General features: G+C 68.8%; 21 protein-coding genes. 8 read left to right on the forward strand and 13 right to left on the reverse strand.

Annotated elements, in window-relative coordinates:
• Window positions 1–75 precede the first annotated feature (75 nt).
• The 6 genes from ACSR87_RS10300 to ACSR87_RS10325 all read right to left on the reverse strand — a co-directional run bounded on the left by ACSR87_RS10300 (window position 76) and on the right by ACSR87_RS10325 (window position 5,876).
• Window positions 76–510, reverse strand: a complete 435-nt coding sequence (locus ACSR87_RS10300; protein ID WP_004065233.1) for a metal-dependent transcriptional regulator — start codon at window positions 508–510, stop codon at window positions 76–78.
• A complete protein-coding gene (locus ACSR87_RS10305; protein ID WP_498530395.1) occupies window positions 507–1,337 on the reverse strand; it encodes a DUF7260 family protein in 831 nt (276 codons plus the stop codon). Before ACSR87_RS10305 ends, ACSR87_RS10300 begins: the two co-directional genes overlap by 4 nt.
• Window positions 1,338–1,574: 237 nt before the next feature.
• Window positions 1,575–2,024, reverse strand: a complete 450-nt coding sequence (locus ACSR87_RS10310; RefSeq protein ID WP_498530396.1) for a DUF6069 family protein — start codon at window positions 2,022–2,024, stop codon at window positions 1,575–1,577.
• A 157-nt stretch (window positions 2,025–2,181) separates the two neighbouring features.
• Window positions 2,182–4,989, reverse strand: coding sequence for an aconitate hydratase (locus tag ACSR87_RS10315; RefSeq protein ID WP_498530397.1), 2,808 nt, complete (start codon window positions 4,987–4,989; stop codon window positions 2,182–2,184).
• Window positions 4,990–5,119: 130 nt separating this feature from the next.
• Window positions 5,120–5,539 (reverse strand): DUF7539 family protein, encoded by a 420-nt coding sequence (locus tag ACSR87_RS10320; protein WP_498530398.1) that lies wholly within the window; start codon window positions 5,537–5,539, stop codon window positions 5,120–5,122.
• Window positions 5,540–5,609: 70 nt separating this feature from the next.
• The gene (locus ACSR87_RS10325; RefSeq protein WP_498530399.1) at window positions 5,610–5,876 is read right to left on the reverse strand and encodes a glutaredoxin family protein; all 267 of its coding nucleotides are present in this window, start codon (window positions 5,874–5,876) and stop codon (window positions 5,610–5,612) included.
• 252 nt (window positions 5,877–6,128) lie between these two features.
• On the opposite strand from ACSR87_RS10325, the gene ACSR87_RS10330 reads away from it, so the two are divergent.
• From ACSR87_RS10330 to ACSR87_RS10340, 3 genes are all read left to right on the forward strand, one after another.
• On the forward strand, window positions 6,129–7,544 hold the full coding sequence (locus tag ACSR87_RS10330) for a sugar porter family MFS transporter (protein ID WP_498530400.1): 1,416 nt from the start codon (window positions 6,129–6,131) through the stop codon (window positions 7,542–7,544).
• A 313-nt stretch (window positions 7,545–7,857) separates the two neighbouring features.
• Entirely contained in the window at window positions 7,858–8,355 is a 498-nt protein-coding gene (locus tag ACSR87_RS10335; RefSeq protein ID WP_498530401.1) for a DUF7344 domain-containing protein, read from the forward strand.
• 110 nt (window positions 8,356–8,465) lie between these two features.
• Complete coding sequence (locus ACSR87_RS10340; protein WP_498530402.1) at window positions 8,466–8,624, forward strand: hypothetical protein; 159 nt, start codon at window positions 8,466–8,468, stop codon at window positions 8,622–8,624.
• A 48-nt stretch (window positions 8,625–8,672) separates the two neighbouring features.
• Here ACSR87_RS10340 and ACSR87_RS10345 read toward each other — a convergent pair whose 3' ends face one another.
• The 6 genes from ACSR87_RS10345 to mutS all read right to left on the reverse strand — a co-directional run bounded on the left by ACSR87_RS10345 (window position 8,673) and on the right by mutS (window position 17,517).
• Window positions 8,673–9,317 carry a DUF6663 family protein gene (locus tag ACSR87_RS10345; RefSeq protein ID WP_498530403.1) on the reverse strand — a complete coding sequence of 215 codons (645 nt, stop codon included), beginning with the start codon at window positions 9,315–9,317 and terminating at the stop codon, window positions 8,673–8,675.
• Between the two features lie 140 nt (window positions 9,318–9,457).
• Window positions 9,458–10,939, reverse strand: coding sequence for an arginine/ornithine antiporter ArcD (arcD, locus tag ACSR87_RS10350; protein ID WP_498530404.1), 1,482 nt, complete (start codon window positions 10,937–10,939; stop codon window positions 9,458–9,460).
• Between the two features lie 107 nt (window positions 10,940–11,046).
• Entirely contained in the window at window positions 11,047–12,009 is a 963-nt protein-coding gene (kdgK1, locus tag ACSR87_RS10355; RefSeq protein WP_498530405.1) for a bifunctional 2-dehydro-3-deoxygluconokinase/2-dehydro-3-deoxygalactonokinase, read from the reverse strand.
• 88 nt (window positions 12,010–12,097) lie between these two features.
• Window positions 12,098–12,400, reverse strand: coding sequence for a hypothetical protein (locus ACSR87_RS10360; RefSeq protein WP_004044381.1), 303 nt, complete (start codon window positions 12,398–12,400; stop codon window positions 12,098–12,100).
• A 117-nt stretch (window positions 12,401–12,517) separates the two neighbouring features.
• Window positions 12,518–14,746, reverse strand: a complete 2,229-nt coding sequence (gene mutL, locus ACSR87_RS10365; protein WP_498530406.1) for a DNA mismatch repair endonuclease MutL — start codon at window positions 14,744–14,746, stop codon at window positions 12,518–12,520.
• Window positions 14,743–17,517, reverse strand: a complete 2,775-nt coding sequence (mutS, locus tag ACSR87_RS10370; protein ID WP_498530407.1) for a DNA mismatch repair protein MutS — start codon at window positions 17,515–17,517, stop codon at window positions 14,743–14,745. The genes mutL and mutS overlap by 4 nt, the downstream gene beginning before the upstream one ends.
• Before the next feature lie 284 nt (window positions 17,518–17,801).
• Between mutS and ACSR87_RS10375 the strand changes: the two genes are divergently transcribed.
• From ACSR87_RS10375 to ACSR87_RS10385, 3 genes are all read left to right on the forward strand, one after another.
• A complete protein-coding gene (locus ACSR87_RS10375; RefSeq protein ID WP_498531056.1) occupies window positions 17,802–18,980 on the forward strand; it encodes an ABC transporter substrate-binding protein in 1,179 nt (392 codons plus the stop codon).
• The gene (locus ACSR87_RS10380) at window positions 18,977–21,472 is read left to right on the forward strand and encodes a methyl-accepting chemotaxis protein (protein WP_498530408.1); all 2,496 of its coding nucleotides are present in this window, start codon (window positions 18,977–18,979) and stop codon (window positions 21,470–21,472) included. Before ACSR87_RS10375 ends, ACSR87_RS10380 begins: the two co-directional genes overlap by 4 nt.
• Before the next feature lie 206 nt (window positions 21,473–21,678).
• A complete protein-coding gene (locus ACSR87_RS10385; protein ID WP_498530409.1) occupies window positions 21,679–23,349 on the forward strand; it encodes a methyl-accepting chemotaxis protein in 1,671 nt (556 codons plus the stop codon).
• A gap of 45 nt (window positions 23,350–23,394) precedes the next feature.
• Here the strand turns inward: ACSR87_RS10385 and ubaA are convergent, their stop codons facing one another.
• Window positions 23,395–24,207: an SAMP-activating enzyme E1 gene (ubaA, locus tag ACSR87_RS10390; RefSeq protein WP_498530410.1), complete on the reverse strand. Its 813-nt coding sequence runs from the start codon at window positions 24,205–24,207 to the stop codon at window positions 23,395–23,397.
• Window positions 24,208–24,343: 136 nt separating this feature from the next.
• On the opposite strand from ubaA, the gene ubaB reads away from it, so the two are divergent.
• Together ubaB and ACSR87_RS10400 are read left to right on the forward strand one after the other, a co-directional pair.
• Window positions 24,344–24,700 (forward strand): rhodanese-like domain-containing protein UbaB, encoded by a 357-nt coding sequence (ubaB, locus tag ACSR87_RS10395; protein ID WP_498530411.1) that lies wholly within the window; start codon window positions 24,344–24,346, stop codon window positions 24,698–24,700.
• A gap of 36 nt (window positions 24,701–24,736) precedes the next feature.
• Window positions 24,737–25,324 (forward strand): hypothetical protein, encoded by a 588-nt coding sequence (locus ACSR87_RS10400; RefSeq protein WP_498530412.1) that lies wholly within the window; start codon window positions 24,737–24,739, stop codon window positions 25,322–25,324.
• Window positions 25,325–25,330: the final 6 nt, after the last annotated feature.

The raw sequence follows: 25,330 nt of genomic DNA on the forward strand, positions 1-25,330 counted from the left end.
GTGCGGTTCCGTGGCGACAAATCCGTGCTATTTGTTGACAAGAGACAAGAGTCGTTCGGATTTACGCCGATGCGTTCAGCTCGCGGGGTTGTCCGGGGACGACGTCGATTCCGACCCAGCCGCCTGACGTGCTCCGTCGCGGTCGCCGTCGCCGCGAAGCAGCGTCGCCGAGAGGCGCTCGGCGACCGTCGGGCTGACGTTTCCGACTAGTTGCATCGCCTCGTCTTCGTGGTCGTTGACGCCGAGCACGTCCCGGCAGAACCGCGAGAGGATTTGGTAGGTGTCGTAGAGGTCCGCGGCGGCGTCGCGGCCCTCGGCAGTGAGCGTCGCGCCCTCGTAGGGCTCGTAGTCCACGAGTCCCTTGGCATCGAGGTTCTGGAGGCGCTCTGTCGCCGCGGGCGGCGAGCGGTCGAGCGCGTCGGCGACGTACCCCGGCGAAATCGGTGACTCCTCGTCGTCCTCCCGCTCGGCGATGTACAGCGTGAGGAGATACTGCGGCGCGCCGATCATACGCGGCGGACGAGGTGGTCGCGCACGGCTCGCTGACAGTCCGCGCAGCTGTCGTCCACGCGGGTCGCGGCCGCCAAGACCGGGTGGTCGGTCGCGCGGTCCTCGTAGAGGTACGTCGCGAGGAATCGGTGGTCAACTTCGACCGCCGCGGTGTGGTGGGTCGCCCCGTTGAGGTGTCGCTGTCGCTCGCGGACCAGTCGGTCGCACGCCTCGCGGTGGGCGGCGAGCGTCTCGTGACGCCGCCGGAGAGCGTCGAACCCCAGCTCCGAAAGCGGCGTCTCGTCCGCCCGTGCCACCCAGCCTTCCCACTCGTCCAGCACGGCGAGCGCCGCCCGAAGCGACCGCTCTTCGCCGTCGAGCGCCCGGCACATCCCGTCGAGAGCTCGCTGTCGCTCCGTCGCCGCCGACACGACCGCCTCTTTGACCGCCGGCGTGAACCGGCTCCCGGCGTCCGGGGAGAGCGCCGTCGCGACCTCCGGGCCGAACTCCTCGCGTATCGTCACCGCGAGCGGTTCGGACTCGCTCACGTCGGAGACGCTGTGCGGGCGTATCGTCTCCGCGAACAGCTCGCGGACTCGTCGCCGCCCCTCGTCGGCGGCGTCGTCTCGTCGGGTCGCCGCCGCCACCGACGCGGTCCCGCACGCGGTCGCCCGGGTGGTCCCGGCTGGGGGGCGCGCCGACTGCGCGGCGAGCTTTCGCACGCGGCGTTCGAACCGCTCGACGGCCCGTCGCTTCGCCAGCACCTGTTCGCGCTCGCTCGCGACGCAGTCAAGCGCGTCTCGGACGCCCGCGGCGCAGTCAGCAACCACGTCTGCACCTCCGAACATCCGGCGCGTCCGACCGCGACAGTACGCTCGGACCGGCGGTTTCGACGCCGAGGCACTCGCGCATGGTCAACACTCACCCGCGACGGTTCCGCCGCCGCACGCGAGCGCGCCGCGTCGGTTCGGTCTCGACGACCGTTGCGACTCCTTGTCGGCCATACCATTTAGGCCAACCTAAAACAACATAGTGTCTTCGGTTTTTAGGCCATCCTAAACAGAGGTCGCACGGCGGTCGCGCGGTCACTCCTCGGACCCGTTCGGTCGGTTCCCCCTCGGGACGCCCCACCCGAGTTCGGTGAGCGACGCCACGCAGACCGCCGCGACGACGACGTGCATCACCATCAACACGAGGACGCCCGGCACGGTCGCTCCGGGGTCGACGTACAGGAGCCCGATGTCGGGGAGGAACGACGCCACGAGCACCGCGACCGCGACCCTGAAAAACGTCCGGTCCGCGTCGGTGACGCGGCCCGTGAGCAGTCCGTAGACGAGCGTCGCCGCGACCGCGCCGGCGGCCGAGAGGAACACGACCGGCGGGTACGAAAGCGGTACGAACGGCTCGACGAGCCCCATTCCGAGGACGAGCGTCAATAAGAGCGCGTTCGCGACGCTCGCGACCGCCGCGGTCGCCAGCCCGCGACGCGCGAGGGCCGTCCACGTCGGGCGGACCGAGGGTGTCACGGTTGCCATGCTATGATGTAGCACGCCACGGGTGATGAATCTACGCGTCTTCGGTGACTCGTGACGCTCCGCAAGTCCGACGCGTGGGTCGAACGCGGTCGGGGTGGCACCCCGACTCAGTCCCCCGATTCGGCTCTCCGGTGCAGCCGCTGACCGCCTCCCGGCGTCAGTTCTCGGTCAGGAGGCGACGGAGCACGTAGTGGAGGATGCCGCCGTGTTCGACGTACGTCACCGCGGCGGGCGTACCGACCTGCGCGGTCACGTCGAACTCGATTTCGGTTCCGTCGTCTTTCGTGGCGATAACCGTCAGTTCGTCGTTGACTTCGAGGCCGTCGTCGAGGCCGCGGATGTCGAACTGCTCGGAGCCGTCGAGGCCGAGCGACTCCCACGAGTCGCCGGCTTCGAACTGGAGCGGGAGGACGCCCATGCCGACGAGATTGTCGCGGTAGATGCGCTCGTAGCTCTCGGCGATGGTCGCGCGCACGCCGAGGAGGTCGGTGCCCTTCGCCGCCCAGTCGCGGCTGGAGCCGGTCCCGAACTCGACGCCCGAGAGGACGACGAGCGGGGTCCCCTCCTCGCGGTAGCGCTGGCTGGCCTCGAAGACGGTCGTCTCCTCGCCCGTCGGGTGGTGAATCGTGTAGCCGCCCTCCACGTCGTCGAGCATCCGGTTTTCGATGCGGACGTTGGCGAACGTCCCGCGCATCATCACCTCGTGGTTGCCGCGGCGGGAGCCGTAGGTGTTGAAGTCCACGGGGTCGACGCCGTGGTCCATGAGCCACTGGCCGGCCGGGAGCTTCGACCCGAACGGCCCGGCCGGGCTGATGTGGTCGGTCGTCACCGTGTCGCCGAGCGTCAGCAGACAGCGAGCGTCTTCGATGTCGGAGACGCCGGGTTTCTCCAGCGGGAAGTCCGTGAAGAACGGCGGCTCGCGGATGTAGGTCGACTCGTCGTCCCAGTCGTACACGTCGCCGGTCGGCGCTTCGAGCGCTTCCCAGCGCTCGTCGCCCTCGAACACCTCGGCGTACTTCTCGCGGAACATCGAGGGGTCGACGCTGTCGTGGATGGTCTCCCGAATCTCGTCGGCGTCCGGCCAGATGTCCGCGAGGTAGACGGCGTTGCCGTCGTCGTCGGTGCCGAGCGGGTCGGTTTCGAGGTCGATGTCCATCCGCCCGGCGAGGCCGTAGGCGACGACCAGCGGCGGGCTGGCGAGGTAGTTCGCGCGAATCTTCGGGTGGATGCGCGCCTCGAAGTTGCGGTTGCCGCTGAGGACGCTCGTCGTCCACAGGCCGTGTTCGTCGATGGCGTTCTCGATGGGTTCGGGCAGCGGCCCGGCGTTGCCGATGCAGGTCGTACAGCCGTAGCCGACCACGTCGTAGCCGAGCGCTTCGAGATGCGGGAGCAGGTCGGCCTTCTTCAGGTACTCCGTGACGACGCGACTCCCCGGCGCGAGGCTCGTCTTCACGTACTCGGGCACGTCGAGGCCCTTCTCCAGCGCGTTACGCGCGAGGAGGCCCGCGGCGACCATGACCGAGGGGTTCGAGGTGTTCGTACAGGACGTGATGGCGCTGACGACGACGCTCCCGTGGCCGATTTCGACCGTCTCGCCGCCGAGGTCGACTTCGACGCGCTTGGTTAGCTCACCGAGGTCGGGTTCTTCCGGGGCCGCCTCGGGCGTCTCGGTCAGCGTCCCGCCGTCGCCCGCGAGCTCGCCGCCGTCGCCTCCCTCACCGAGCCAGCGAGTGATTGCCTCCTCGTCCACGTCGTCGACGACCTCCTCGAACTCGCCGTAGAGGAGTTCGCGGAAGTGCGTCTTCATGTCGCCCATGGCGACGCGGTCCTGCGGGCGCTTCGGCCCGGCGAGGCTCGGTTCGACCGCCGAGAGGTCCACCTCGACTGTCTCCGTGTACTCGGGGTGTTGCTCACCGAAGAGCCCCTGCGATTCGAGGTACTTGCGGACGAGTTCGATGTGTTCGGGCTCGCGGCCCGTCAGTTCGAGGTAGTCCAGCGTCGACTCGTCCACCGGGAAGACGCTGATAGTCGAGCCCTGTTCGGGGGCCATGTTGGAGATAGTCGCCCGGTCGGGAACAGACAGGTTCCCCACGCCGGGGCCGAAGAACTCGACGAAGCGGTCGACGACGCCGACCTCGCGGAGCTGTTCGGTGACGTGCAACACGAGGTCGGTCGCGGTCGCGCCCTCCGGCAGTTCGCCGTCGAGTCTGACACCGACGACCTCGGGGAGCTTCATCGTGATGGGCTGGCCGAGCATCGCCGCCTCGGCCTCGATGCCGCCGACGCCCCAGCCGACGACGCCGATACCGCCTATCATGGGCGTGTGGCTGTCGGTGCCGACGAGCGTGTCGGGGAGGAGCCAGCGGTCGCCGCGCCACTCGCGGTCGTGGACGACCCGCCCGAGATGTTCGAGGTTCACTTGGTGGACGATGCCCGTGCCCGGCGGGACGACGCTGAAGTTGTCGAAGGCGTTCTGCGCCCACTTGAGCGCCTTGTAGCGCTCGGCGTTGCGCTCGTACTCCAACTCGACGTTCTTCTCGTAGGCGTCGGACGAGCCGAAGAAGTCCACCTGCACGCTGTGGTCGATGACGAGGTCGCAGGGAACCTCGGGTTCGACGAGTTTCGGGTCCTTACCGGCGCGGTCGGCGGCCGACCGGAGCGCCGCGAGGTCGACGACCGCTGGCACGCCCGTGAGGTCCTGCAACACCACGCGAGACGGCGTGAACGGGACTTCGACGTTCGGCACGTCCGGTTCCCACGAGGCGGCGTTTCGCACGTCGTCTTCGGTGACGATGTCGCCGTCGACGTTTCGCAGGACGGACTCCAGGAGGATGCGGATGCTCACCGGGAGCCTGTCGAGTTCGCAGAGGCCCTGTTCTTCGAGTACGGTCAGGTCCGCCATCTTGTACGTGGTTCCGTCGTGTTCGAACTCACGGATGGCGTCCAACGGTTCGTTATCGCTCATGGTCGACTGATAGGGTCTCCGCGGGCTTGAATGCGGGATTCGTTCTCACACCGTCGGAATCGGGGTGAACGCGGGGCGTCGCGGCTCCCGGAACCGTTTCGACGCCGGGCATCGGCCGCCGCGACGCCGGCTACTCCTCGAGGACGCCCGCGACGCCGACGAACTCGTTGACCTCGTCTTGGACGTACCGGCGGACGCGCTCGCAGTAGTCCCACAGGAGGTCGTTGAACTGCTCGCGCTCCGGCTCGGTCAGGCTCTCGCCGCCCCGCGACCACGACGACGGAATCTCCGGGTGGCGGGTGCAGACGACCGAAATCGGGTGGTTCTTCGGATGGCCCATGACGACGGCGTACTCGTCGGCTCCCCAGAGCCCGTCGTCGCCGTCGCCCGCGAGTTCCGCGTCCACCTCGTCGAGAAGCTGCCGTTCCTCGGCCGTGACGGCGGCGTCGTCACCGGCGAACAGCTCGCGGTACGCCCGGTCGCGGGCCGTGTACGTCCATCCGTCGAGTCGCTCCCGCGCCTGTCCGAGGAGTTGTCTATCAGCTTCCATGTGTACCAAAAGGTGCGCCGAGGTGATAGGCGTAGGCCCGTTTCGCCCCGTCTCCTTCCGTCCCGTTGATTCAGTCGAGCGACCGCGCCGCGGTCAGCTTCTCCCCGAGTCGGTCGGCATCGACTCGGAACTTGAACGCCGGTCGGCCGTCGACGTAGACGTAGGGGACGCGCTCTCCGTACTTCTCGCGGAGTTCCTCGTCGGTATCGACGTTCACGAGGTCGATATCGACCGTGACATCCACCTCGTCTGCGACCTCGCGGACGGTCGCTTCGGCCTCGTCGCAGAGGTGGCACTCCGTGCGCGTGTAGATGACGATGGGGACGGCGTCGCTCATCGTCCGATGTCGTCGCCGCGACCTGTTGAGTCTTCTCGTCGGAGACGTGTCAGGAAGACCGGAGAGGATAAACGGAACAAAAAATAATAATCATTATTGATATATGCTCGAGAGTGGTCGGCATTTCGATGCGACAGGTCGTTACGCGCCGCAAATCTTAACGTTAAACTGCTTTTGTTAATGTTCAACTATTGGTAATATGTCGAAGAATTTCTAACTCGGTGTCGAATATGTAACGAACGAGTACAATTTATGACAGTCGATACTGACGCACCCGGGGCGGACAGTCGAAACCGGTTCGTCTACGTGACGGCCGCGCTCGCCGCCCTCAACGGACTCCTGTTCGGGTTCGACACGGGCATCATCTCCGGCGCGTTCCTCTACATCAGAGACGCGTTCACGATGACGCCGCTGGTCGAGGGTATCGTCGTCAGCGGCGCGCTGGCGGGCGCGGCACTCGGCGCGGCGCTCGGCGGCTACCTCGCCGACCGCTGGGGTCGCAGGCGGCTCATCCTCGTCAGCGCTGTCGTCTTCTTCGTCGGCTCGCTGGTGATGGCTATCGCGCCGACCGTCGAGGTGCTCGTCGTCGGGCGACTCATCGACGGCGTCGCCATCGGCTTCGCTTCCATCGTCGGCCCGCTGTATCTCTCCGAAATTGCGCCGCCGAAGATTCGCGGTTCGCTGGTCTCGCTGAACCAGCTCGCGGTCACGGTCGGCATCCTCTCGTCGTACTTCGTCAACTACGCCTTCGCCGACGGCGGGCAGTGGCGCTGGATGCTCGGCACCGGCATGGTGCCCGCCGTTATCCTCGCGGCCGGGATGGTGTTCATGCCCGAGAGCCCCCGCTGGCTGGTCGAACACGACCGGGAGTCGAAGGCCCGCGACGTGCTCTCGCGGACCCGCACCGACGACCAGATTCGGGCCGAACTCGCAGAGATTAACGAGACCATCGAGGCGGAAGACGGCGGCCTGCTCGACCTCCTCGAACCGTGGATGCGCCCGGCGCTCGTCGTCGGCGTCGGCCTCGCCGTCCTCCAGCAGGTCACCGGCATCAACACGGTCATCTACTACGCGCCGACGATTCTCGAATCGACCGGCTTCGAGTCCTCGGCGTCCATCCTCGCCACGGTCGGCATCGGCGTCGTCAACGTCGTCATGACCGTCGTCGCGGTCGTTCTCATCGACCGTCGGGGCCGCCGCCCGCTGCTTTCGGTCGGCCTCGCGGGGATGACGCTCACGCTCGTCGCGCTCGGCGCGGCGTTCTACCTGCCGGGCTTTTCGGGATTCGTCGGCACGGTCGCCACCGGGAGCCTCATGCTCTACGTGGCCTTTTTCGCCGTCGGTCTCGGCCCGGTGTTCTGGCTTCTCATCTCCGAGATTTACCCGTTGAAGGTCCGCGGGACGGCCATGGGCGTCGTCACGGTGTTCAACTGGGTGGCGAACCTCGCGGTGTCGCTCGCCTTCCCCGTCATGGTCGCAGAAATCACGACCGCGGGGACGTTCTGGGTGTTCGCGGCGCTGAGCGCCGTCGCGCTCGCGTTCACCTATCGGTTCGTCCCCGAGACGAAGGGGCGGTCGCTGGAGGCCATCGAATCCGACCTCCGGGAGAATATGCTCGGCGGGTCGCCGGACGGGTCGTCGGCCGGTACCGTCTCTGACGACGACTGAGGGGACGCCGGCCGCGCGGCCCGACTTCTCGCGCGCTGGGCGGCGCGCCGCGGTCCGTCCTCACCCTCGACGATGCCCGTAACGTCGTCGCCCGCAGCACCGAGTCGTCGACGCTCGCGGGGCGTGCGAATCTCCCAGTAGATGGTTCTTGTGGCCGACGCCCGGCTGACAGCTGTCGCCAATCCGACCCGAAACGCGGCTGACGGGAGTCCTGTCGGGTGATTCGGTCGCCGTCGACGTTTTTGATTTCGATACCGGAGGCGAACCGTTGATATAGGAGAAGCGACCAGTCACAAACCGATCGAATCCTCGTATGGCGACAACATCCGAACCCGGACTCTCCGAGACGCGTATTCACGAGGTACTGAGTAACGACCGCCGTCGGATGGCTATCGAGTTCCTCCAAGGCGGCGACCTGACGCTCCGCGAACTCTCGGAGCGCATCGCGGAAGCCGAGACCGGGGAGTCGCCGCCCCCGCGGAACATCCGGCAGAGCGCCTACGTCTCGCTGCAACAGACCCACATCCCGAAACTCGCTGAACTGGACATCGTGAACTACGACGAGGAGTCGAAAGTCGTCTCGCTGGCCGAGGCGGGCGACGTGACGGTCTACATGGAGGTCGTCCCCGAGGGCGAACTCTCGTGGAGCGAGTACTACGCCGCCCTCGCCGCGCTCGGCATCGTCCTCATGATTGCCGTCGCCGTCGGCGTCCCCGTCATCTCGGCCGTTGGCGCGCCCGGTCTCGGCTCGCTCGTCTTCGCCGTCCTCGGCGGCTCCGCGATCTACCAGCGCTGGACCCAAGAGGACTGACGCGCCTCGTCGCCCGGCTTTTCTGCCGAGCCCTTCGAACTCGACCGGCCACTCTCCCGTCGATATCGGTCGGCGGTGAGATTTAGGTCGCAGCCGCCACGATTCGGCGTATGCGCGACTCTTCCGACCCGGCCGGACCGCCGACGGTCTGCGACGACTGCGGCGCGAGACACTCGTTTCGACGGCGGTTCGTCACCGGCGGCGGCTGGCGAACCGTCTATCGGTGTTCGGAGTGCGGTTCCCGCGCGTCGAGCGACGGTGACGAGTGACCGAGTGGACCGCGGCGGGTCGGCGTCGCCGCCCGCGACTCTGCGGCGTCAGCAGTAGGTATCGCGCATCGTCCGCGCGAACAGCCCTTCGCGGTCGAGCGCGATGGCGACGAGGACGAACTCCTCGTCGAGGGGGCGCAGAACGAACACCTCGCGGGGCGCGTCCGGCGCGTCGGTCTCGTCGTCGAGGCGGTCCAAAAGCGGGTCCACGGGGACGACGCCGTCGCCGAACTCGTCGAACAGGTCGCGCGCGCCGGGCTGTTTCGCGAAGACGTAGAGCACGGCGTTGGGGTCGCCGTCGGTCCCGTAGGTGACGCGCGACCCGATGGCCTCGCCGTCGCCGGTCGCCCGCCACGTCTCGCGGGCGGCCTCGAACAGCCCCGTCGCGGCCCCGACGAACCGGAACCGGGTCCGGTCGCGGACCGACAGTTCGTCGAACTGCGGGTCGCCGTCGTCCCAGCGCAGCGTGGCCTCGATTTCGTTGCCGGGTTCGAGCGCCGAAACGCGCGCTGCGAGGTCGCCGTCGTAGCCCGTTCGCGGGACGTAGGTCGGAGAGTAGGCGTCGTCGGCGTCGGTCTCGACGGCCGGGTCGGTCCAGTCGACGCGCTCGTCGGGGAGTTCGAGCAAGAGGAGTTCGTCTCCGTCGCGCGGACTGCGATAGACCCGAAATCGGCCGGCCGTCGTGACCTCCATGTCCGCGGCTACTGGACGAACGGAAATACGCCTGCCGGTCGCCCGGCGACCGCGGGGGGTCGTCGTCGGTGGGTCGCCGGGGGAGGTCGCCGCCGGAGGTCGCTGCCAGCGGGTCGTCGCCCGCGCATCTCGGCGCTCGCTCAGTCGTCGCCGCCGAAGGACGCGACCGCACCGCGGAGACCGGCGTCGGTGTCGGAGCCCTGTTCCGTGACTCGCCATCCCGACAGCCCCATCGCCACGAGGATGAGCGGCGAGAGGAAGCCGAGGAAGTAGTAGGGCGCGTACTGGAGCGTCGGCACGCCGAGCACGTCGGCCATGTACGCGCCGCCGGTCCCCCACGGGATGAGCGCGCTCGTGGTCGTCCCCGCGGACTCGATGGCCCGCGAGAGGTTCCGGCTTTCGAGGTCGAAGTCGTCGTAGAGGCCGCGGAAGCTCATCCCGGGGACGACGATGCTCATGTACTGGTCGGCCGCGATGGCGTTCATCGCCAGCGACGAAGCGGCCGTCCCGACCGTCAGCGAGGCGACCGAGGTGAGCACCCGTCGCAGGTGGTGTGCGAGGACGGCGATGGAGCCGGTTCGTTCGAGAATCCCGCCGAGCGACAGCGACGCGAGGATGACCGTCATCGTCCACGCCGACCCGAGCAGGCCGTCGGAGGCGAGCAGCGAGTCGACCGTCTCGACGCCCGTCGAGGGCGCGGTGCCCGCGAAAGCGACGTTCCACGCGCCGACGAAGGTGTCGACCGCGACGGGGCCTTGGACGAACAGTTGGGTGAACGTCCCGGCGACAACGCCCGCGACGATAGACGGTAAGGCGGGATACCCCCGGAGCGCGAGGACGAACGTCACGACGAGCGGCGCGAACACGAGCGGCGTCACGGCGTACGTCCCGGCGATGGCCGCCTGCATTTCTGCGACGCGCCCGGCCGGGATGCTCCCGCTCGCCGTGAGGCCGAGGGCGGCGTAGGCGACGAGCGAGATTGCCAGCGCGATGGCCGTCCCGACGCGCATCGTCCGGACGTGAGTCAGGAGTTCGGTGTTCGTGACGGCGGCCGCGAGGTTCGTCGTGTCGGAAAACGGCGACACCTTGTCGCCGGTGTACGCGCCCGTCAGAACCGCGCCGGCGGTCATCGCGTCGGGCATCCCCAGCCCCGAGCCGATGCCGATGAAGGCGACGCCCAGCGTCGCGGCGGTCGTCCACGACGAGCCGATGGCGAAGGTGACCACGGCCGAAAGCAGCGTCGCCACGGGGAGGAACACCGCCGGCGACAGGAAGTCGAGGCCGTAGTAGATGAGCGCGGGAATCGTCCCCGCGGCGGTCCACGTCGAGATGAGCATGTAGACGACGAGCAGGATGAGAAGCGCCGACAGCCCCATGTTGATGCCGTCGCGGATGCCCGCCGAGAGCCGGGTCCACGGTAGCCCCAGCCAGTAGCGACCCACCGCGCCGGTGAGGATGATGCCCCACAGAAGCGGCAACTGCGGGTCGAGTCCGAGCCAGATGACGCCGACGCTCAGGAAGACGAGCATCCCGACGACGGGGACGAGCGCCTGCGCGAGCGACGGCCGCTCGGCCTCCGGGATGTCGTCGTACGTCAGCGGTTCGAACGAGAGTGTTGCCATTACCGAAATCGATTATCTTCGTGGCGGGTTTGAATCTGACCCTTCGACTGTGACGGAGAATCGTTATCGTCGGTCAGTCGTCCGATTTCGTTGACGGCTCGGCGGCCCTACCGCGAGATTCCGTCGCCCTCCTCCGCGACGACGCGCTCGATGTCCTCGGGGGTGACGACGGCGATGTCGCCCTCGACGGTCCGCTTGAACGACGCCGTCGCCGAGGCCCACTCCAGCGACTCGGCCACGCTTCCCCCGTCGAGGTGCTTTGCGAGATAGCCGCCGACGAAGGCGTCGCCGGTGCCGATGGCGTCGTACGTCTCCGCCTCGTAGACGCCCTGTTCGGACACCGCGCCGTCGGACACCGCGAGCGACCCTTCCTCGCCGCGGGTGACGACGACGGTTTCGATGTCGTAGTCTTCGGCGAGCCCGCGGGCGACCGACTCGGCGTCGCCGTCGCGCCCGAGGACGGTCGCCGCGTCGCGTTCGGCGGCGAAAAGCAGGTCGACCGAGTCGAGCAGGTCGCGGTAGACTTCGGCCGCCTCGTCGGGCGACCAGAGTTTCGTCCGGTAGTTCAGGTCGAAGGCGGTCGTCGTCCCGGAGTCCTGCGCCGCGTCGAGCACGTCGGCGGTGGTCTCGGAGAGCGTCTCGGAGAGCGCGGGCGTGATGCCGCTCGTGAAACACACCTCGGCGTCGCGGACGGCGTCGAGGTCGAACTCGCCCGTCCCCAGCGTCGTCACGGCCGCGTCGGCGCGGTCGTAGACGACGTTCGTCGGGCGCGGTGACGCCCCGTGTTCGAGGTAGTAGACGCCCTGTCGGGCGTCCGCGTCGTCGGTCCAGGCGACGCCGTCGGTGTCGACGCCGTGGCTCCGGAGTTCGCTGACGATTCGCCGGCCGAGCGGCGAGTCCGGGAGCTTCGAGAACCACGCGGCGTCCCGGCCGAGTCGGGCGGCGGCGACGGCGACGTTCGACTCCGCGCCGCCCGCCTGTACTTCGAGTTCGCGGGCGGTTTCGAGTCGCTCGCCACGCGGCGGCGACAGCCGAAGCATCGTCTCGCCGAAGGTCACGAGTGCTGTCATGGACGGCCGTTCGCGGGCGCGATATAAACGTCCGGCGTTGCCGACGAGGTTCGCGCCCGCGGTTGATTCGGCCGCCCTTGCGGCCGGCTCACGCGGCCGTCAGCCGCCGGACGAGATAGATGAACGCGATGGGGATGCTCAAGAACGGAACCGCAATCAGGTAGTAGACGGGCGAGGGAACCCAGTCGCTCTCGCGGGCGAGGTCCAGTCGGTCGGCGTGCAGCGCTAGCGGGCCGACGACCACGGCGGCCACCGTCCCGTAGAGCCGAATCGCCTGCCCGGCCGCGTCGGCCCACGGGGGGACGCTCGGCCCCGTCGCCGCGGTGAAGAGATACGAGACGACGAGCACCAGCGGCCCGAAGCAGACGCCCAGAACGACCAGCGGGTTCATCGCCTCCACCGTCTCGGTGCCCGGACTTGAATCCTCGCCGCGGCTATCGGTTCCGAGAATCGGGATAGGTGGCGAGACCAGCGTGACCAGACGGCCACGTCGACTGACCCACTCGGGCTACTCCTCGCGTCGCCGCCCGCCGTGACCGGGGTAGTCGCGCTCGAATCGGGAGGCGATTTCGTCGCGGTCGAACTCGACGATGACCGGGCGACCGTGGGGGCAGGCGTAGGGGTTCTCGCAGTCGTCGAGCGCCGCGAGCAGGTCGAGCACGGAGCCCTCCCGCAGCGACGTGTTGCCCGTAATCGAGGGGTAACACGCGAGGTCCGACAGCAGTTCGTCGGCGACGGCGTCGACGGTCTTCCGGCCGCCGTCGACCTCCTCGCGGACGAACGCCGTCAGCGCGTCCCGGAGCAGTTCGGGGTCGAGCGCGGCGTCGAACACCGCCGGGACGGTGCGCACCGAGACGGTCCGCTCGCCGGTCCGCCCGGCGTGGAAACCCACCTGCGCCAGCGCCTCGCGGTACTCCTCGAACAGCGTCGCCTCCCGCGCGGTGAGTTCGAGGTCGACCGGCTCGGCCAGCGCCTGCGTCGGCGTGTCGCCTTCGACCTCGCCTCGCAGGCGCTCGTAGTTCACGCGCTCGTCGGCGGCGTGCTGGTCGACGAGCACCAGCCCCTCGTCGGTCTCGGCGACGATGTAGGTGTCCGCGAGTTGGCCGATGATTCGCATCGGCGGCAGCGAGTCGAACTCCGGCGAGAGGTCCGCTTCCTCGCCCGAGAGGTCGCGCTGGGTCGTCGGCGCGGCGATGCGCGAGGGGCTGCTTCGGGGCGCGTTGTCGTCCGCCCCCGAGTCGGCCGACGACGCCTCGTCCGGTGCCGACCTCGATTCGCTCCCGTCGTCGGTCGAAAGCGACGACTGCTCGGTCGTCTCCGGCCCCGGCGCGAGGTCGTACTCGCGGGGTGGCGTCGGCGGCGCGGACGACGGCACCGAGGTCGGGCCGGACGACTCCGTAGCCTCGGCGGACGCATCGGAGCCGTCGCCGGCAGCGGGGTCGCCGGACTCGACGCCCGAGTGTCGTTCAGTTGCAGGTGTGGTGTCCGGGTCGGCGTCGTCGGTCGCCTCCGGGCCGTCGGTCGCGGTCGAGTCCGCCCGAGCGCCCGATTCGCGGGCCTCCCGCGCCGACTGCACGTCCCGCGCGGACGGGGCGTCGCCATCCTCCGATTCGTCACCCGACTCCGAGTCGCGGACCTCGTGAGAGTCCAGTTGCGCCGCGTCGGCGTCGCCGCTCGACGAACCGGGTTCGATGGCCGCTTCGTCGGCTTTCGACCGGCCTCGCGGGGCCGACGACCGGACGAGACCGTGGCTTAACAGGGCGTCTTCGACCGCTTCGGTCACCTCGCGTTTGACGCCGGCTTCGTCGTCCCAGCGGACCTCCATCTTCCGCGGGTGGACGTTCACGTCCACGGCGTCGGGCGCGACCTCGACGAACAGCACCGCGAAGGGGTAGCGGTCGGCGTCGAGTTGGCCGCCGTAGGCGTCGAGGACGGCCTCGCGGAGCACGCGGTCGGTGACGTAGCGGTCGTTGACGAACGTCGAGAGGTAGTCGCGGGTGCTCCGGGTCGTCTCGGGGTGGCTCACGAGGCCCGAGACGGAGACGCCGGGGGCGTCGTGGTCCACGGGAACCATCGATTCCGCGACCTCGCGGCCGTACACCGAGAGCACGGTCGACTGGAGGTCGCCGCGGCCCTCGGTGGCGAACACCTCGCGGTCGTCGTGTTCGAGCGAGACGGCCACGTCCGGGTTGGCGAGGGCGTAGTGCGTGACGACCGCGTTGACGTGGTCGAACTCGGTCGCCGTCGTCTTGAGGAACTTCCGGCGGGCGGGCGTGTTGTAAAACAGGTCGTCGACTTCGACGACCGTTCCCTCGGGACAGCCGGCGGGTCGAATCGACTCGACCTCGCCGCCCTCGTACTGCAACTCGGTGCCCACGTCGCCGCCGCGGGGCTTCGACCGGATGGTCAGCCGCGACACCGCGCCGATGGTGTGGAGCGCCTCGCCGCGGAAGCCGAGGGTGCCGACGCCGGCTTCGAGGTCCTCGATGTCACCGATTTTGCTCGTCGTGTGCTCGCGGACGGCGAGTTCGAGGTCGTCCTCGCTCATGCCGACGCCGTCGTCGCGGATGCGGACGCCCTCAACCCCGCCGGCGTCGACGGCCACGGAGATGCGCGTCGCGTCCGCGTCGAGGCTGTTTTCGAACAGCTCTTTGACGACCGAGGCCGGTCGCTCGACCACCTCGCCGGCGGCGATGCGCTGGACGGTCTTCTCGTCGAGCTGTTTGATGTCGCTCATTCGTCGTCACCGCCGTCGAGCTTCGACTGCCACGCCTGCACCTTCGCCATCAGGTCCAGCGGCGACGTGTCGTTCACGTCGGTCGATTGCAGTTCGTCGAGGACGGCTTCCGTCTCCGGGTCCAGCGCGGCCTCGGCCTCGGAGTCGGACCCGGTCCCGGCGCGGTCCGCTTCAGAACTCCCTTCGACGGCCGCGGCCGCGTCCACCGAGCCGTTTCCGGCCGCACCCGGTCCAGTCGCGCCGTTCGCGGGCGCGCCGGAGCCAGCCGAATCGCCGCCGGAGCCGCCAGCGTCGCCGGCTTCGGCAACCTTCATCCGGCCGCTCCCCACGTCGAAGACGGCCTGCACGGGCTCCGAGGTGCCGGAGCCCTTCGCCTCGATTGCCTTCTCCTCGCGGAGTCGGTCCAGCACGTCGCCGGCGCGGTCGACCACCGGGCGCGGAACTCCCGCCAAATCGGCGACGTGAATCCCGTAGCTTCGGTCGGTCGGGCCGTCGACGACGGTTCTGAGGAACGTCACGTCGCCGTCGCGCTCGTCGGCAGCGACGTGGACGTTGGCGACGCGGTCGAGGTGGTCCGCGAGGCTCGTCAGTTCGTGGTAGTGCGTGGCGAACAGCGTCTTCGCGCGCACCTCGTTGTGGAGGTACTCGGTGGCCGCCCACGCGATGGAGATGCCGTCGTAGGTCGCGGTTCCGCGGCCCACCTCGTCGAGGATGACGAGCGAGTCCTCGGTGGCCGAGTGGAGAATGTTCGAGAGCTCTTGCATCTCGACCATGAACGTCGAGCGGCCCTGCGCGAGTTCGTCCAGCGCGCCGACGCGGGTGTAGATGCCGTCGACGACGCCGACGGTCGCGGAGCGAGCGGGCACGAAACTGCCGACCTGCGCGAGGAGCGTGATGAGCGCCGCCTGCCGCATGTACGTCGATTTGCCGGACATGTTCGGCCCGGTGACGATGAGAAAGCCGCGGTCGTCGTCCATGCGGAGGTCGTTCGGGACGAAGTCGGTCGTCGTCTCCACGACCGGGTGGCGACCGGCCTCGATGTCGAGCGCCCCGGCCTCGGTGAGTTCGGGGCGCGTCCACCCGTTGCCGGCGGCGTGGGTCGCGAGCGACGCCAGCGCGTCCACTTCGGCGATGGTCCGGCCCACGTCCTGCAAGAGTTCGGCGTGCCGGGCCACGCGCTCGCGGAGGTCCTCGAACAGTTCGTATTCGAGGTCGCCGCGGGCCTCTTCGAGCCGGAGAATCTCGCGTTCTTTCTCCTCTAGCTCCTCGGTGACGAAGCGCTTGGAGTTCTTGAGCGTCTTTATCTGCCGGTAGTGGTCCGGCACTTGGTCCGCGACCGACTTGCCGACCTGGATGTAGTAGCCGTCGGTCTTGTTGCGGTCGACGGTGACGTGCGAGAGGCCGTGGTCCCGCTTTTCGCGGTCAGCGAGCGTGTCGAGCCACGACTTTGCCGACTCGTGGCGCTCGATGAGGTCGTCGAGTTCGTCGTCGTAGCCCGTCTGGAACAACCCACCTTGCGTGACCGTCTTCGGCGGGTCCTCGGCGAGCGCGTCGGCGAGATCCGTCCGGAGGTCTGCCGCGGCGTCTCGGTCGGGCCGCGAGACGACTTCCGCGAGCGGGGAGTCCGCGAGTTCGGTTCCCTCGATGGCGTCGGCGAGGGCGGGAAGCACCGAGAGCGTGTCGCGCACCGAAAGCAGCTCTGACGCGCCGGCGCTCCCGGACGCCGACCGGGAGGCGAGCCGTTCGAGGTCGTACGCTCCGTCGAGCACCTCGCGGACGCGCTCGCGGGCGAGCGCGGCAGACGCGAGGGACCCCACGGCGTCGAGTCGGCGGGCGAGTTCGTCGCGGTCGCGCCGGGGGCGGGTCAGCCACTCGCGGAGGAGGCGGCCGCCGGGCGAGGTGACGGTGTGGTCTATCGTGTCGAACAGCGACCCCGAGCGGTCGCCGTGCATCGTCTCGATGAGTTCGAGATTGCGCTGGGTGGTCGCGTCGAGTTCGAGCAGGTCCGACGGGTGGTAGACTTGGAGGCGCGTCATCGACCGGAGGACGCCCGCGCCCGTCTCCTCGACGTAGGCGAGGACGCCGCCGGCGGCGCGGGTCGCGAGGTCGGAGTCGAGGCCGACGCTGTCGACGGTGGACGCGCCGAACTGCTCGCGGACGGCGTGGCGGGCGCGACCCGGCGCGAACGCCTCGGTGGAGAACAGCGAGAAGGAGGCGTCGGTGGCCTCGCGCAGGCGCGAGAGCGTCTCGTCGTCGCTCCGCAGTTCCGGGCCGGGGAGGACTTCGACGGGCGCAAAGCGGTAGAGTTCGGCCGCGGCGTCGTCGACGGTCGCGGCCTCGGTGACGAGGAACTGGCCGGTCGTGATGTCGGAGAACGCGAGGCCGACGCCGTCGCCGTCGGCCACGACGGCCGCGAGGAACTGCGCGTCGGCGCGGGAGGTTTCGAGGAGCGTGCCCGGCGTGACGACGCGCTTTATCTCCCGGCGGAGGTCGCCGGACTCAGTTTCGTACTGGTCGGCGACGGCGACCCGGTAGCCGCGCTCGACGAGCGCCTTGAGGTAGGGCGTCAGGTCGTTCAGCGGCACGCCCGCCATCGGGTACGACGACCCGTGCGAGGACTTCTGGGAGACTTTGAGGTCGAGTTCGCGGCCGACCGTCTCGGCGTCGTCGGCGAAGAACTCGTAGAAGTCGCCGCACTGCATGGCGAGCAGGTCGGCGTCGGTCTCCTCTTTCAACGAGAGGAACTGTCCGACGATTCCCTGAGTAGTCATGTCCGCACGTGGGCGGGCCGGCGGATAAAACGCTACGATGCCTCGGCCGACGGGGTCGCCGCCGCCCCGACTCGCGGCGGCCCGACGCGGCGGCGACTCGACGTGGTGTGTGATACTACGTCCATACTTCACGTCTAATGTTGGACGATACTTCTAACGATACCGCGTATGATAATCGGCGCCCCAAAATTATATACGGGAGTTGTTTCGGGGAATCTGTGACAGTCAGGCACGATAGACGAACGTTTCTCCGCACTGCCGCCGGCGCGGTGGGTCTCGGCTCGCTGTCCGGGTGCGTGGGAACGTTCGGAACGGAGTCCGGGGAGCCCGTTCGATTCGGGGCGATGTTGCCCGTCAGCGGGTCGCTGGAGCAGGTGGGAACGCACGGCAAGCGCGCCGCCGAGCAGGCGGTCGAGGATATCAACCGGGCCGGCGGCGTGCTCGGGCGGCCGGTCGAACTGACCACCGTGGACACCGAGGGGTCCCCGTCGGTCGCGACCGATGGCTACGCCTCGCTGGCCGACGCGGGCGTCGTCGGCTTCGTCGGCGGCCTCGTCAGCGACGTATCGCTCGCGCTCGCTCCGAAGGCGGCCGACGACGCCGTCATGGAGCTGTCGCCGGCGAGCACGAATCCGCGCCTCTCGGACGCCGGGCGCGCCGACGGTCGGAAGTTCTTCGGTCGGACCGTCCCGAGCGACAGCCTCCAGGCGACCGCGATGGCGAAGATTCTCGACGCGCCGCAGTACGCCGACGCCGACCGGGTCGCCCTCCTCACCGTCGACGGGGCCTTCGGCTCCGACCTCGGCACCGCGCTCGGCGACCAACTCGACGCGGAAGTCGTCACTGAGGTCAGCTACGACCCGAGCGCGGAGGCCTTCGGCGGCGTCATAGACGAGGTGTTCGCTGACTCGCCCGACGCGGTCGGCTTCGTCAGCGTCCCCGGACAGGAACGGGGCGTCCTCGACGCCTACGGCGCGTCCGACCACGAGGCCCCGTGGGTCTTCTCGGCGGGCCTGTTCGACGGCGAGATTCCGCCCTACTACGAGGGGTTTTACAGCGCCTCGCTGTCGTCGGTTCGGACCGACGGCTACTTCCATCTCACCCAGCGGCTCTCCGACATCGCGCCGCTCCAGCCCTACGCGGCGAACGCCTACGACGCCCTGTTCCTCATGGCGACGGCGGCGGAGTACGCCGGTGAGGCGTCGGGTCCGGCCATCGCCGACGCTCTCCAGACCGTCTCCGGCGGGACCGGCCACACCGTCTCAGTCGGCGAGTTCGACCGGGTTCGGACGCTCGTCGACGCCGGCCGCGAACTGAACTATCAGGGCGCGTCGAGCGGGGTCGACCTCACGGAAGCGCTCGAACCGCTGAGTTCGTACCTCGTCGAGCGCGTCCGCAACGGCTCGGTCGAGCAGGTCGAACTCCTCCAGCGCCAGTTCTTCGAGTCCGGAGGCGGACAATGAACCCGTTTTCGCGGCTGACGAGCCTGCTCGAACGGGCGCTTCCGAACGTGATTCGCCGGCGCTACGCGGCGAAGTTCGGGGTCGTGCTCCTCCTCATCGCGGTCGTCATGGGCGGCGCGGGCGCGTACATCCACTTCGACACGAAGTCGGTCGTCGAGTCGCAGACCGAATCGCAGATTCGCGGCGCGGCGTCGACGGAGGCCAAGTCGGTCTCCGACTGGGTGACCTCGAAGGAGTCGACCGTCTCGTTCCTCGCTGAATCGCTCGCCGACCAGCCGGCGGGCACCTCGGCGGCCGACCACCAGCGGTGGCTCGAAGGGAAACTCATCCAGCTCTCCGGCGACGTTCGCTCGCTCCACTACGTCGACGCCGACACCGGCGCGGTCGTCGCCAGCACGACCGACAGCGCGACCGGGCAGTCGCTCGACTCGCTGTCCGCGCCGTGGACCGACGACGCCGCGGCGCTGGCGTCGGGCCAGTCCGTGACCGTCTCCGCGCCCTACGAATCCGGCGGCGAGCCGGTCGTCGCGTTCGCCGCGCCCGTCTCCGGGGCCGACGGCGCGGTCGTCCTGACGGCGTCGCTCGAAGCCGGCTCCCACCAGTTCGAGTCGCCCTACGCGACCGGTGACACCAAGGTCGTCACCGAGTCCGGGACCATCCTGTTCGACAACCGCAAGGCGTCCATCCTCGACGAGTACGCGGCCGCCGACGGCTCGTCAATCGAGGCCATCGACGCGGCGCTGTCCGGCCAGACCGGCTACGAGGTCGTCTCCGCCCGCACGGGCATGGAGTCCGGCGAGTACGCGATGGCGTACGCGCCCATCACCGGCACCGACTGGGTGCTCACCTACCACGTCCCGGCCGAGCGGGCGTTCGCGCTCCAGTCGCACGTGACGACGAACGTGATGTTCCTCGTCGCGTTCGCCGTCGGCGCGCTGTTCCTCGTCGGGGCGACCATCGGTCGCGGCACCGCGCGGTCCCTCTCGGTCGTCGCCCGCAACGCAGACGACATCGCCAACGGCGAGGTCGACGGCGACCTCCCGAACACCGCCCGCATCGACGAGATGGGCCGGCTGTACGACTCCTTCGAGTCGATGCAGGCGTATCTGACGACCGTCGCCGGGCAGGCCGAGGCGCTCGCGGACAAGCGCTTCGACGACCCCGTCCTCGACGAGGACATTCCGGGGTCGTTCGGTGAGTCGATGGGGCAGACGCACACGGAGCTCGAAGCCCTCATCACCGAACTCGAAGCGACGGCCGCCGAGTTCAGCGAGACGATGGCGGACGCCGCCGACGGCGACCTCACGCGCCGGATGTCCGAAGACGCCGACAACGACGCGATGAACGAGATGGCGCGGTCGTTCAACGACATGGCCGACGAACTCGAAGCGACCGTCGCTGAGGTCGTCGAGTTCGCCGAGACCGTCGCCGCGGCCAGCCAGGAAGTCACCGCGAGTTCCCAGGAGATAGAGCGCGCGAGCCGGCAGGTCAGCGAGTCCACGCAGGTCATGGCCGAGGGCGCGCACGAACAGCGCGAGAACCTCCGGCAGACGACGAGCGAGACGAGCAACCTCTCTGCGACCATCGAGGAGGTCGCCTCCTCGGCGAGCGAACTCGAACGCACGGCCCAACACACCCTCGAAGCGAGCGAGGACGGCCACGAGGCGGCCGCCAACGCCATCGACACCATCGAGACCGTCGAGACGCAGACCCGCCGGACGGTCGACCGCATCGAGGACCTCGAAGGCGACATGGCCGAAATCGGTGACATCGTCGAACTCATCACCGACATCGCGGAGCAGACGAACATCCTCGCGCTCAACGCGAACATCGAGGCCGCCCGGGCGGGCGAGGCGGGCGAGGGCTTCTCGGTCGTCGCCAACGAGGTCAAGGAGCTCGCCGGCGAGACCAAGGCCTCCGCCGAGGAAATCGAGGCGACCATCGAGGAGGTCCAAGCGAAGTCCGCGGCGTCCGTCTCCGAGATGCGCGAGACGCGCGACGCCGTCGATTCCGGCGTCGACGCGGTCCAGACCGCCCGCGACTCGCTCGACACCATCGTCGAGAACGTCCGCGAGACGACCGACGGCGTCGACGAAATCAGCCGGACCACCGACGAGCAGGCCGCCTCGACCGAGGAGGTCGCGTCGATGATGGACCGCGTGTCCGATATCAGCGACGAGACCGCCGAGCGAGCCGAGTCGGTCGCGGCCGCGGCCGAGGAACAGACCGCCTCGCTCAGCGAGGTTTCCGACGGCGCGGACCGCCTCGCCACCCAGTCCGAGCGGCTGATGTCGCTCGTCTCCGAGTTCACCGTCGACCACGACGCCGCGGACCGCGACGGTGCGCGCACCGGCGCTGACACCACTCCGTCCGCCGAACTCGACGCGCCGACGACCGACGGCGGCCTCGACGGCGACGGACCCGATGACGATGGCATCGACGACGACGGCCCCGACCGCTCTGCCGACGACCGTTCCGACCGACTCGACTGACGCCGCGACCCGCCGCCGAAGTGCGGCCTCGCGGCCGTCCGAACCGTCGGTTCCCGATTCGGCCCTCCCACGCGACCACCGTTTTTCTCGACTGTTTCGCGTTCCGCAGTCGGCTGTCGGCTGTGACCGTTTTCGTACCACCTCAGTCTCACAGTTGATAACTCGGAGCGTAGCGTTATACCGGCAATCTGCGTGGGGGGAGACATATGGACCTGCTTTCGCGACTCGCGGCGCTGGTCCCGGGGGTCGGGGCTCGGACGCGGACCGACGGCGGCGCACAGGCTGACGAACGAGGGACGGTCGCGGCGGCGGCCGAGCAGTTGCACACCGGTGCCCTGCTCGACGGCGTGGGGATGCCGGTGTTCGTCCTCGACGCCGACGGACGGGTCATCGCGTGGAACGACCCGATTACGACGCTCACGGGCGTCCCCGCGGCGGAGGCGCTCGGGTCGGAGCACGTGAGCGAACTGTTCTACCCGGACGGCCGGCGGGCGAAGACGCTCGCCGACAAGGTGCTCGACGACCCGCGGGGTGCCGACGTGGTCCACGGCCTCGACGTGGTCGACGAGGCCAGTCGGCTCTACCGCGACACCAGCACGATGACGGACCGGCACGGCGCGAAGCGCCATATCTCCTTCACCGCCCAACCGCTGTTCGAGGGCGACGAACTGGTCGGCGTCGTCGAGGCGGTCCACGACCGGACCGACGCGGTGGAGAAACAGCGGGCGTCCGAGGCGCTCGTCGAGGAGGTCTCGACCACCATCGGGAGCCTCACCGCCGGCGACCTCTCAGCCCGGGCGTCGTTCACGGACGACCGCGGCGTCCTCAACGACGAGACGCTGGCGGTCGTCTCGGACCTCAACGAGATGGCGACCCGGTTCGACCGCCTCGCCAGCGAGGTCGACGCCACGACCGCCGACCTCGGCGGGGCGATTCAGCGGGCGGCGACCGCCGCGACCGACATCGAATCGCAGGTCACGGAGCAGGCGGACCTGCTCTCGACGGGCGCAGAGGAGATGCAGGAGCTGTCGGCCAGCATGGAGGAGATAGCGGCCACCTCCGACGAGGTCGCGTCGGCGGCGAATCAGGCCCGCGCGGCCGCCGAAAACGGCCATGAGGCCGGCCAGAGCATCCGGACCGCGACAGACCAAGTCATCGATATCTCCGACGAACTGCTCGACAGCGTGACCGAACTCCAACAGCGCATGGGCGTCATCGAGGAGGTCGTCGAGGTCATCGCGGAGGTCGCAGACCGGACGAACCTGCTCGCGCTCAACGCGAACATCGAGGCCGCCCGGGCGGGCGAGGCGGGCGAGGGCTTCTCGGTCGTCGCCGACGAGGTCAAACAGCTCGCGAACCAGACCCACGAGCACACCGAGGAAATCGCCGACAGCATCACCGAGATTCAGGAACAGGCCGACGAGACCGTGACGGCCTCCGAGCAGTCACACGAGCAGATTCAGGTCGCCTCCGGCGAAATCGAGGACGTGCTCGGCTCGCTCTCGGAAATCGCCGACGCCGCGGATTCCGCGGCCAACGGCATCACCGAGGTCGCTCGCGCGACCGACTCGCAGGCGACGAACATCGAGGAGGTCACGAGTACGATTCAGATGGCCCAAGAGCACGCGACCGCCGCCGAATCGTCGACGACCGACATCACCGACGCGACGGCCGACCAGACGGTCGCGCTCGACGCGCTCGCTGACCGGGTGGACGCCCTCGTCGGCGGCGACGCCGCGGCGGTCGAGGAACTGGACGCGATGGACCTCGACGACGCGGCCGACAGCGCGGACGCCGACGCGGATGCCGACTCGGTTCGCGCAGCGACCGACGGCGGCTCGGACGACGAGTTCGGCGGATTCCAGTTCGACCGGTAGTGCGACCGACTCGGAGCGTTCGACGACCCGAGTTGGGTTCTCTCCTCAGTCGAGGCTGATTGCACAGCTCTCGACGTAGTCGATGTCCTCGATGGAGTCGACGCCGCCCTCGCCGCAGACGGGGCAGTCCGGGTTCTTCCGATACGGGACCGTCTCGAACGTCATGTCCATCGCGTCGTAAAACATGAGCCGCCCGTCGAGCACCTCGCCCTCGTCGAGGAGGAGCTTCATCGCTTCCGTCGCCTGAATACAGCCGACCGTCCCGGGGAGGACGCCGAGGACGCCCGTGGTCGCGCAGTCGGGGACGGTCCCCGGTTCGGGCGCTTCGGGGAACAGACATCGATAGCAGGGTCCGTCGGGGACGAGCGTCGTCGCCTGCCCCTCGAACTTGTATATCGCGCCGTGGACCAGCGGGATTTCCTCGAAGCGGCAGACATCGTTGAGGAGGTAGCGCGTCGGGAAGTTGTCCGAGGCGTCGACCACCACGTCAGCGCCCGCGACGACCTCGTGGACGTTCGACTTGTCCACGCGGGCCTCGACCGGTTCGACCGACACGTCGGGGTTGAGCCCGCGGACGAACGCGGCGGCGCTCTCGGCCTTCGGCGTCCCCACGTCGTCGTCGCGGTGGACGACCTGCCGCTGGAGGTTGCTCCGCTCGACCACGTCGTCGTCGACGACGACGAGTTCGCCGACGCCGACCGCCGCGAGGTACTGGATGGCCGGCGCGCCCAACCCGCCCGCGCCGACGACGACGACCCGCGACGAGAGCAGTCGCCCTTGGCCCTCCGGGCCGACCTCGTCCATGATGATGTGCCGCGAGTAGCGGTCCAACTGGGTGGCGTCGAGTGAGAGCGTCATATCCCGAGGTTGGCGTCGCCCCCGAATAAAGCCGCGGCACGGGCGTGCCCCTTCCTCCGACCCCCGAACCGCCGCCGCTGGCGACGACATCGCCGGAAGCGACGCGCCTTTGGCGCTCCGCCTGTTCATGTGGGGTATGGTCGCCGAGACGACGCCCGACGAACTACGCGAGAAACTGGCCGACGACGACGATGAGCTCGCCGTCGTCGATATCCGAGACCCCTCGTCGTACACGTCCGGTCACATCCCCGGGTCGGAGAACCTCCCGGCGGCGACGCTCGGCCCCGAGGTGTTCGACCGCGAGTGGCCCGCCGAGGTCGTCGTCTCGTGTTACGTCGGCAAGAGTTCGAAGCAGGTCGCCTCGGTGCTCGACGACAACGTCGACGCCGACGTGTCCAGCCTCCGCGGCGGCTTCGACGCGTGGGACGGCGCGGTCGAAGACGGCTCCGCGGACGAGGGCGAAGCGGACCTCGGTCCCACGTCGCCGTTCTGACAAAACTTTATCAAGAGTCGCGTCGGAGCCCGGCGTATGGCTCTCCCTCTCGGATTGCTCCCCGTCTTCGTCCTCGCGCTGACCGTCGGTGTCGCCACAGTCGTGACGCTCGGCGCACACCTGTTGTGGCGCGGGTGGGACCGCCCGTTTCAGTTCGCCCTCCAGCGCGCGTTCTTCGCGGCGGGTGTGTTCTACCTCGGCGTGACCGTCGTCGTGTGGGTCGTCGCCGGCGGCAGTTCGATGTGGGAAGTCGCGGCGACGATTCTCGTCGCGGTCGTCGCCGCCGCCGTCGTGTTGTGGACGCTGCCGCTTCTCGTAGGACAGCGACTCGTCGCCCGGTTCCAACAGCTCGACTCGGAGACTGCCCTTCGGTTTGCGACCTACGGGTGGCCGATTGCGATGTTGGTCGTCGCCACGCTCTTCGTCGCACCCGGTGGACTCACCGACGGCCACCTCTTTTCTCTCGGCGGTCCGCAGATGTGTCTCGTCGGATTCTGTGGCGTTAGCCGCGCCGTCGTCGCCGTCGTCGTTCTCCAAGTCGTCGTCGCACTCGTGGGACCGGGTCTCGTCGGTGCGGGACTGTACGCCACTCGATGGGACGCGCTATCGCTCGACGGTCGATAAAGAGAG

Source organism: Haloferax sp. SDI50, assembly GCF_059802635.1.

Excerpts from the sequence above, each read along its gene's own strand:
- kdgK1 (WP_498530405.1), bottom strand. The coding sequence starts at position 12,009 with ATGACAGCACTCGTGACCTTCGGCGAGACGATGCTTCGGCTGTCGCCG.
- ACSR87_RS10385 (WP_498530409.1), top strand. The coding sequence starts at position 21,679 with ATGGACCTGCTTTCGCGACTCGCGGCGCTGGTCCCGGGGGTCGGGGCT.
- ACSR87_RS10360 (WP_004044381.1), bottom strand. The coding sequence starts at position 12,400 with ATGAACCCGCTGGTCGTTCTGGGCGTCTGCTTCGGGCCGCTGGTGCTC.
- mutS (WP_498530407.1), bottom strand. The coding sequence starts at position 17,517 with ATGACTACTCAGGGAATCGTCGGACAGTTCCTCTCGTTGAAAGAGGAG.
- ACSR87_RS10305 (WP_498530395.1), bottom strand. The coding sequence starts at position 1,337 with ATGTTCGGAGGTGCAGACGTGGTTGCTGACTGCGCCGCGGGCGTCCGA.
- ACSR87_RS10325 (WP_498530399.1), bottom strand. The coding sequence starts at position 5,876 with ATGAGCGACGCCGTCCCCATCGTCATCTACACGCGCACGGAGTGCCAC.
- ACSR87_RS10320 (WP_498530398.1), bottom strand. The coding sequence starts at position 5,539 with ATGGAAGCTGATAGACAACTCCTCGGACAGGCGCGGGAGCGACTCGAC.
- ACSR87_RS10300 (WP_004065233.1), bottom strand. The coding sequence starts at position 510 with ATGATCGGCGCGCCGCAGTATCTCCTCACGCTGTACATCGCCGAGCGG.
- ACSR87_RS10380 (WP_498530408.1), top strand. The coding sequence starts at position 18,977 with ATGAACCCGTTTTCGCGGCTGACGAGCCTGCTCGAACGGGCGCTTCCG.
- ACSR87_RS10310 (WP_498530396.1), bottom strand. The coding sequence starts at position 2,024 with ATGGCAACCGTGACACCCTCGGTCCGCCCGACGTGGACGGCCCTCGCG.
- ACSR87_RS10335 (WP_498530401.1), top strand. The coding sequence starts at position 7,858 with ATGGCGACAACATCCGAACCCGGACTCTCCGAGACGCGTATTCACGAG.
- ACSR87_RS10340 (WP_498530402.1), top strand. The coding sequence starts at position 8,466 with ATGCGCGACTCTTCCGACCCGGCCGGACCGCCGACGGTCTGCGACGAC.
- ubaB (WP_498530411.1), top strand. The coding sequence starts at position 24,344 with ATGGTCGCCGAGACGACGCCCGACGAACTACGCGAGAAACTGGCCGAC.
- arcD (WP_498530404.1), bottom strand. The coding sequence starts at position 10,939 with ATGGCAACACTCTCGTTCGAACCGCTGACGTACGACGACATCCCGGAG.
- mutL (WP_498530406.1), bottom strand. The coding sequence starts at position 14,746 with ATGAGCGACATCAAACAGCTCGACGAGAAGACCGTCCAGCGCATCGCC.
- ubaA (WP_498530410.1), bottom strand. The coding sequence starts at position 24,207 with ATGACGCTCTCACTCGACGCCACCCAGTTGGACCGCTACTCGCGGCAC.
- ACSR87_RS10330 (WP_498530400.1), top strand. The coding sequence starts at position 6,129 with ATGACAGTCGATACTGACGCACCCGGGGCGGACAGTCGAAACCGGTTC.
- ACSR87_RS10400 (WP_498530412.1), top strand. The coding sequence starts at position 24,737 with ATGGCTCTCCCTCTCGGATTGCTCCCCGTCTTCGTCCTCGCGCTGACC.
- ACSR87_RS10315 (WP_498530397.1), bottom strand. The coding sequence starts at position 4,989 with ATGAGCGATAACGAACCGTTGGACGCCATCCGTGAGTTCGAACACGAC.
- ACSR87_RS10345 (WP_498530403.1), bottom strand. The coding sequence starts at position 9,317 with ATGGAGGTCACGACGGCCGGCCGATTTCGGGTCTATCGCAGTCCGCGC.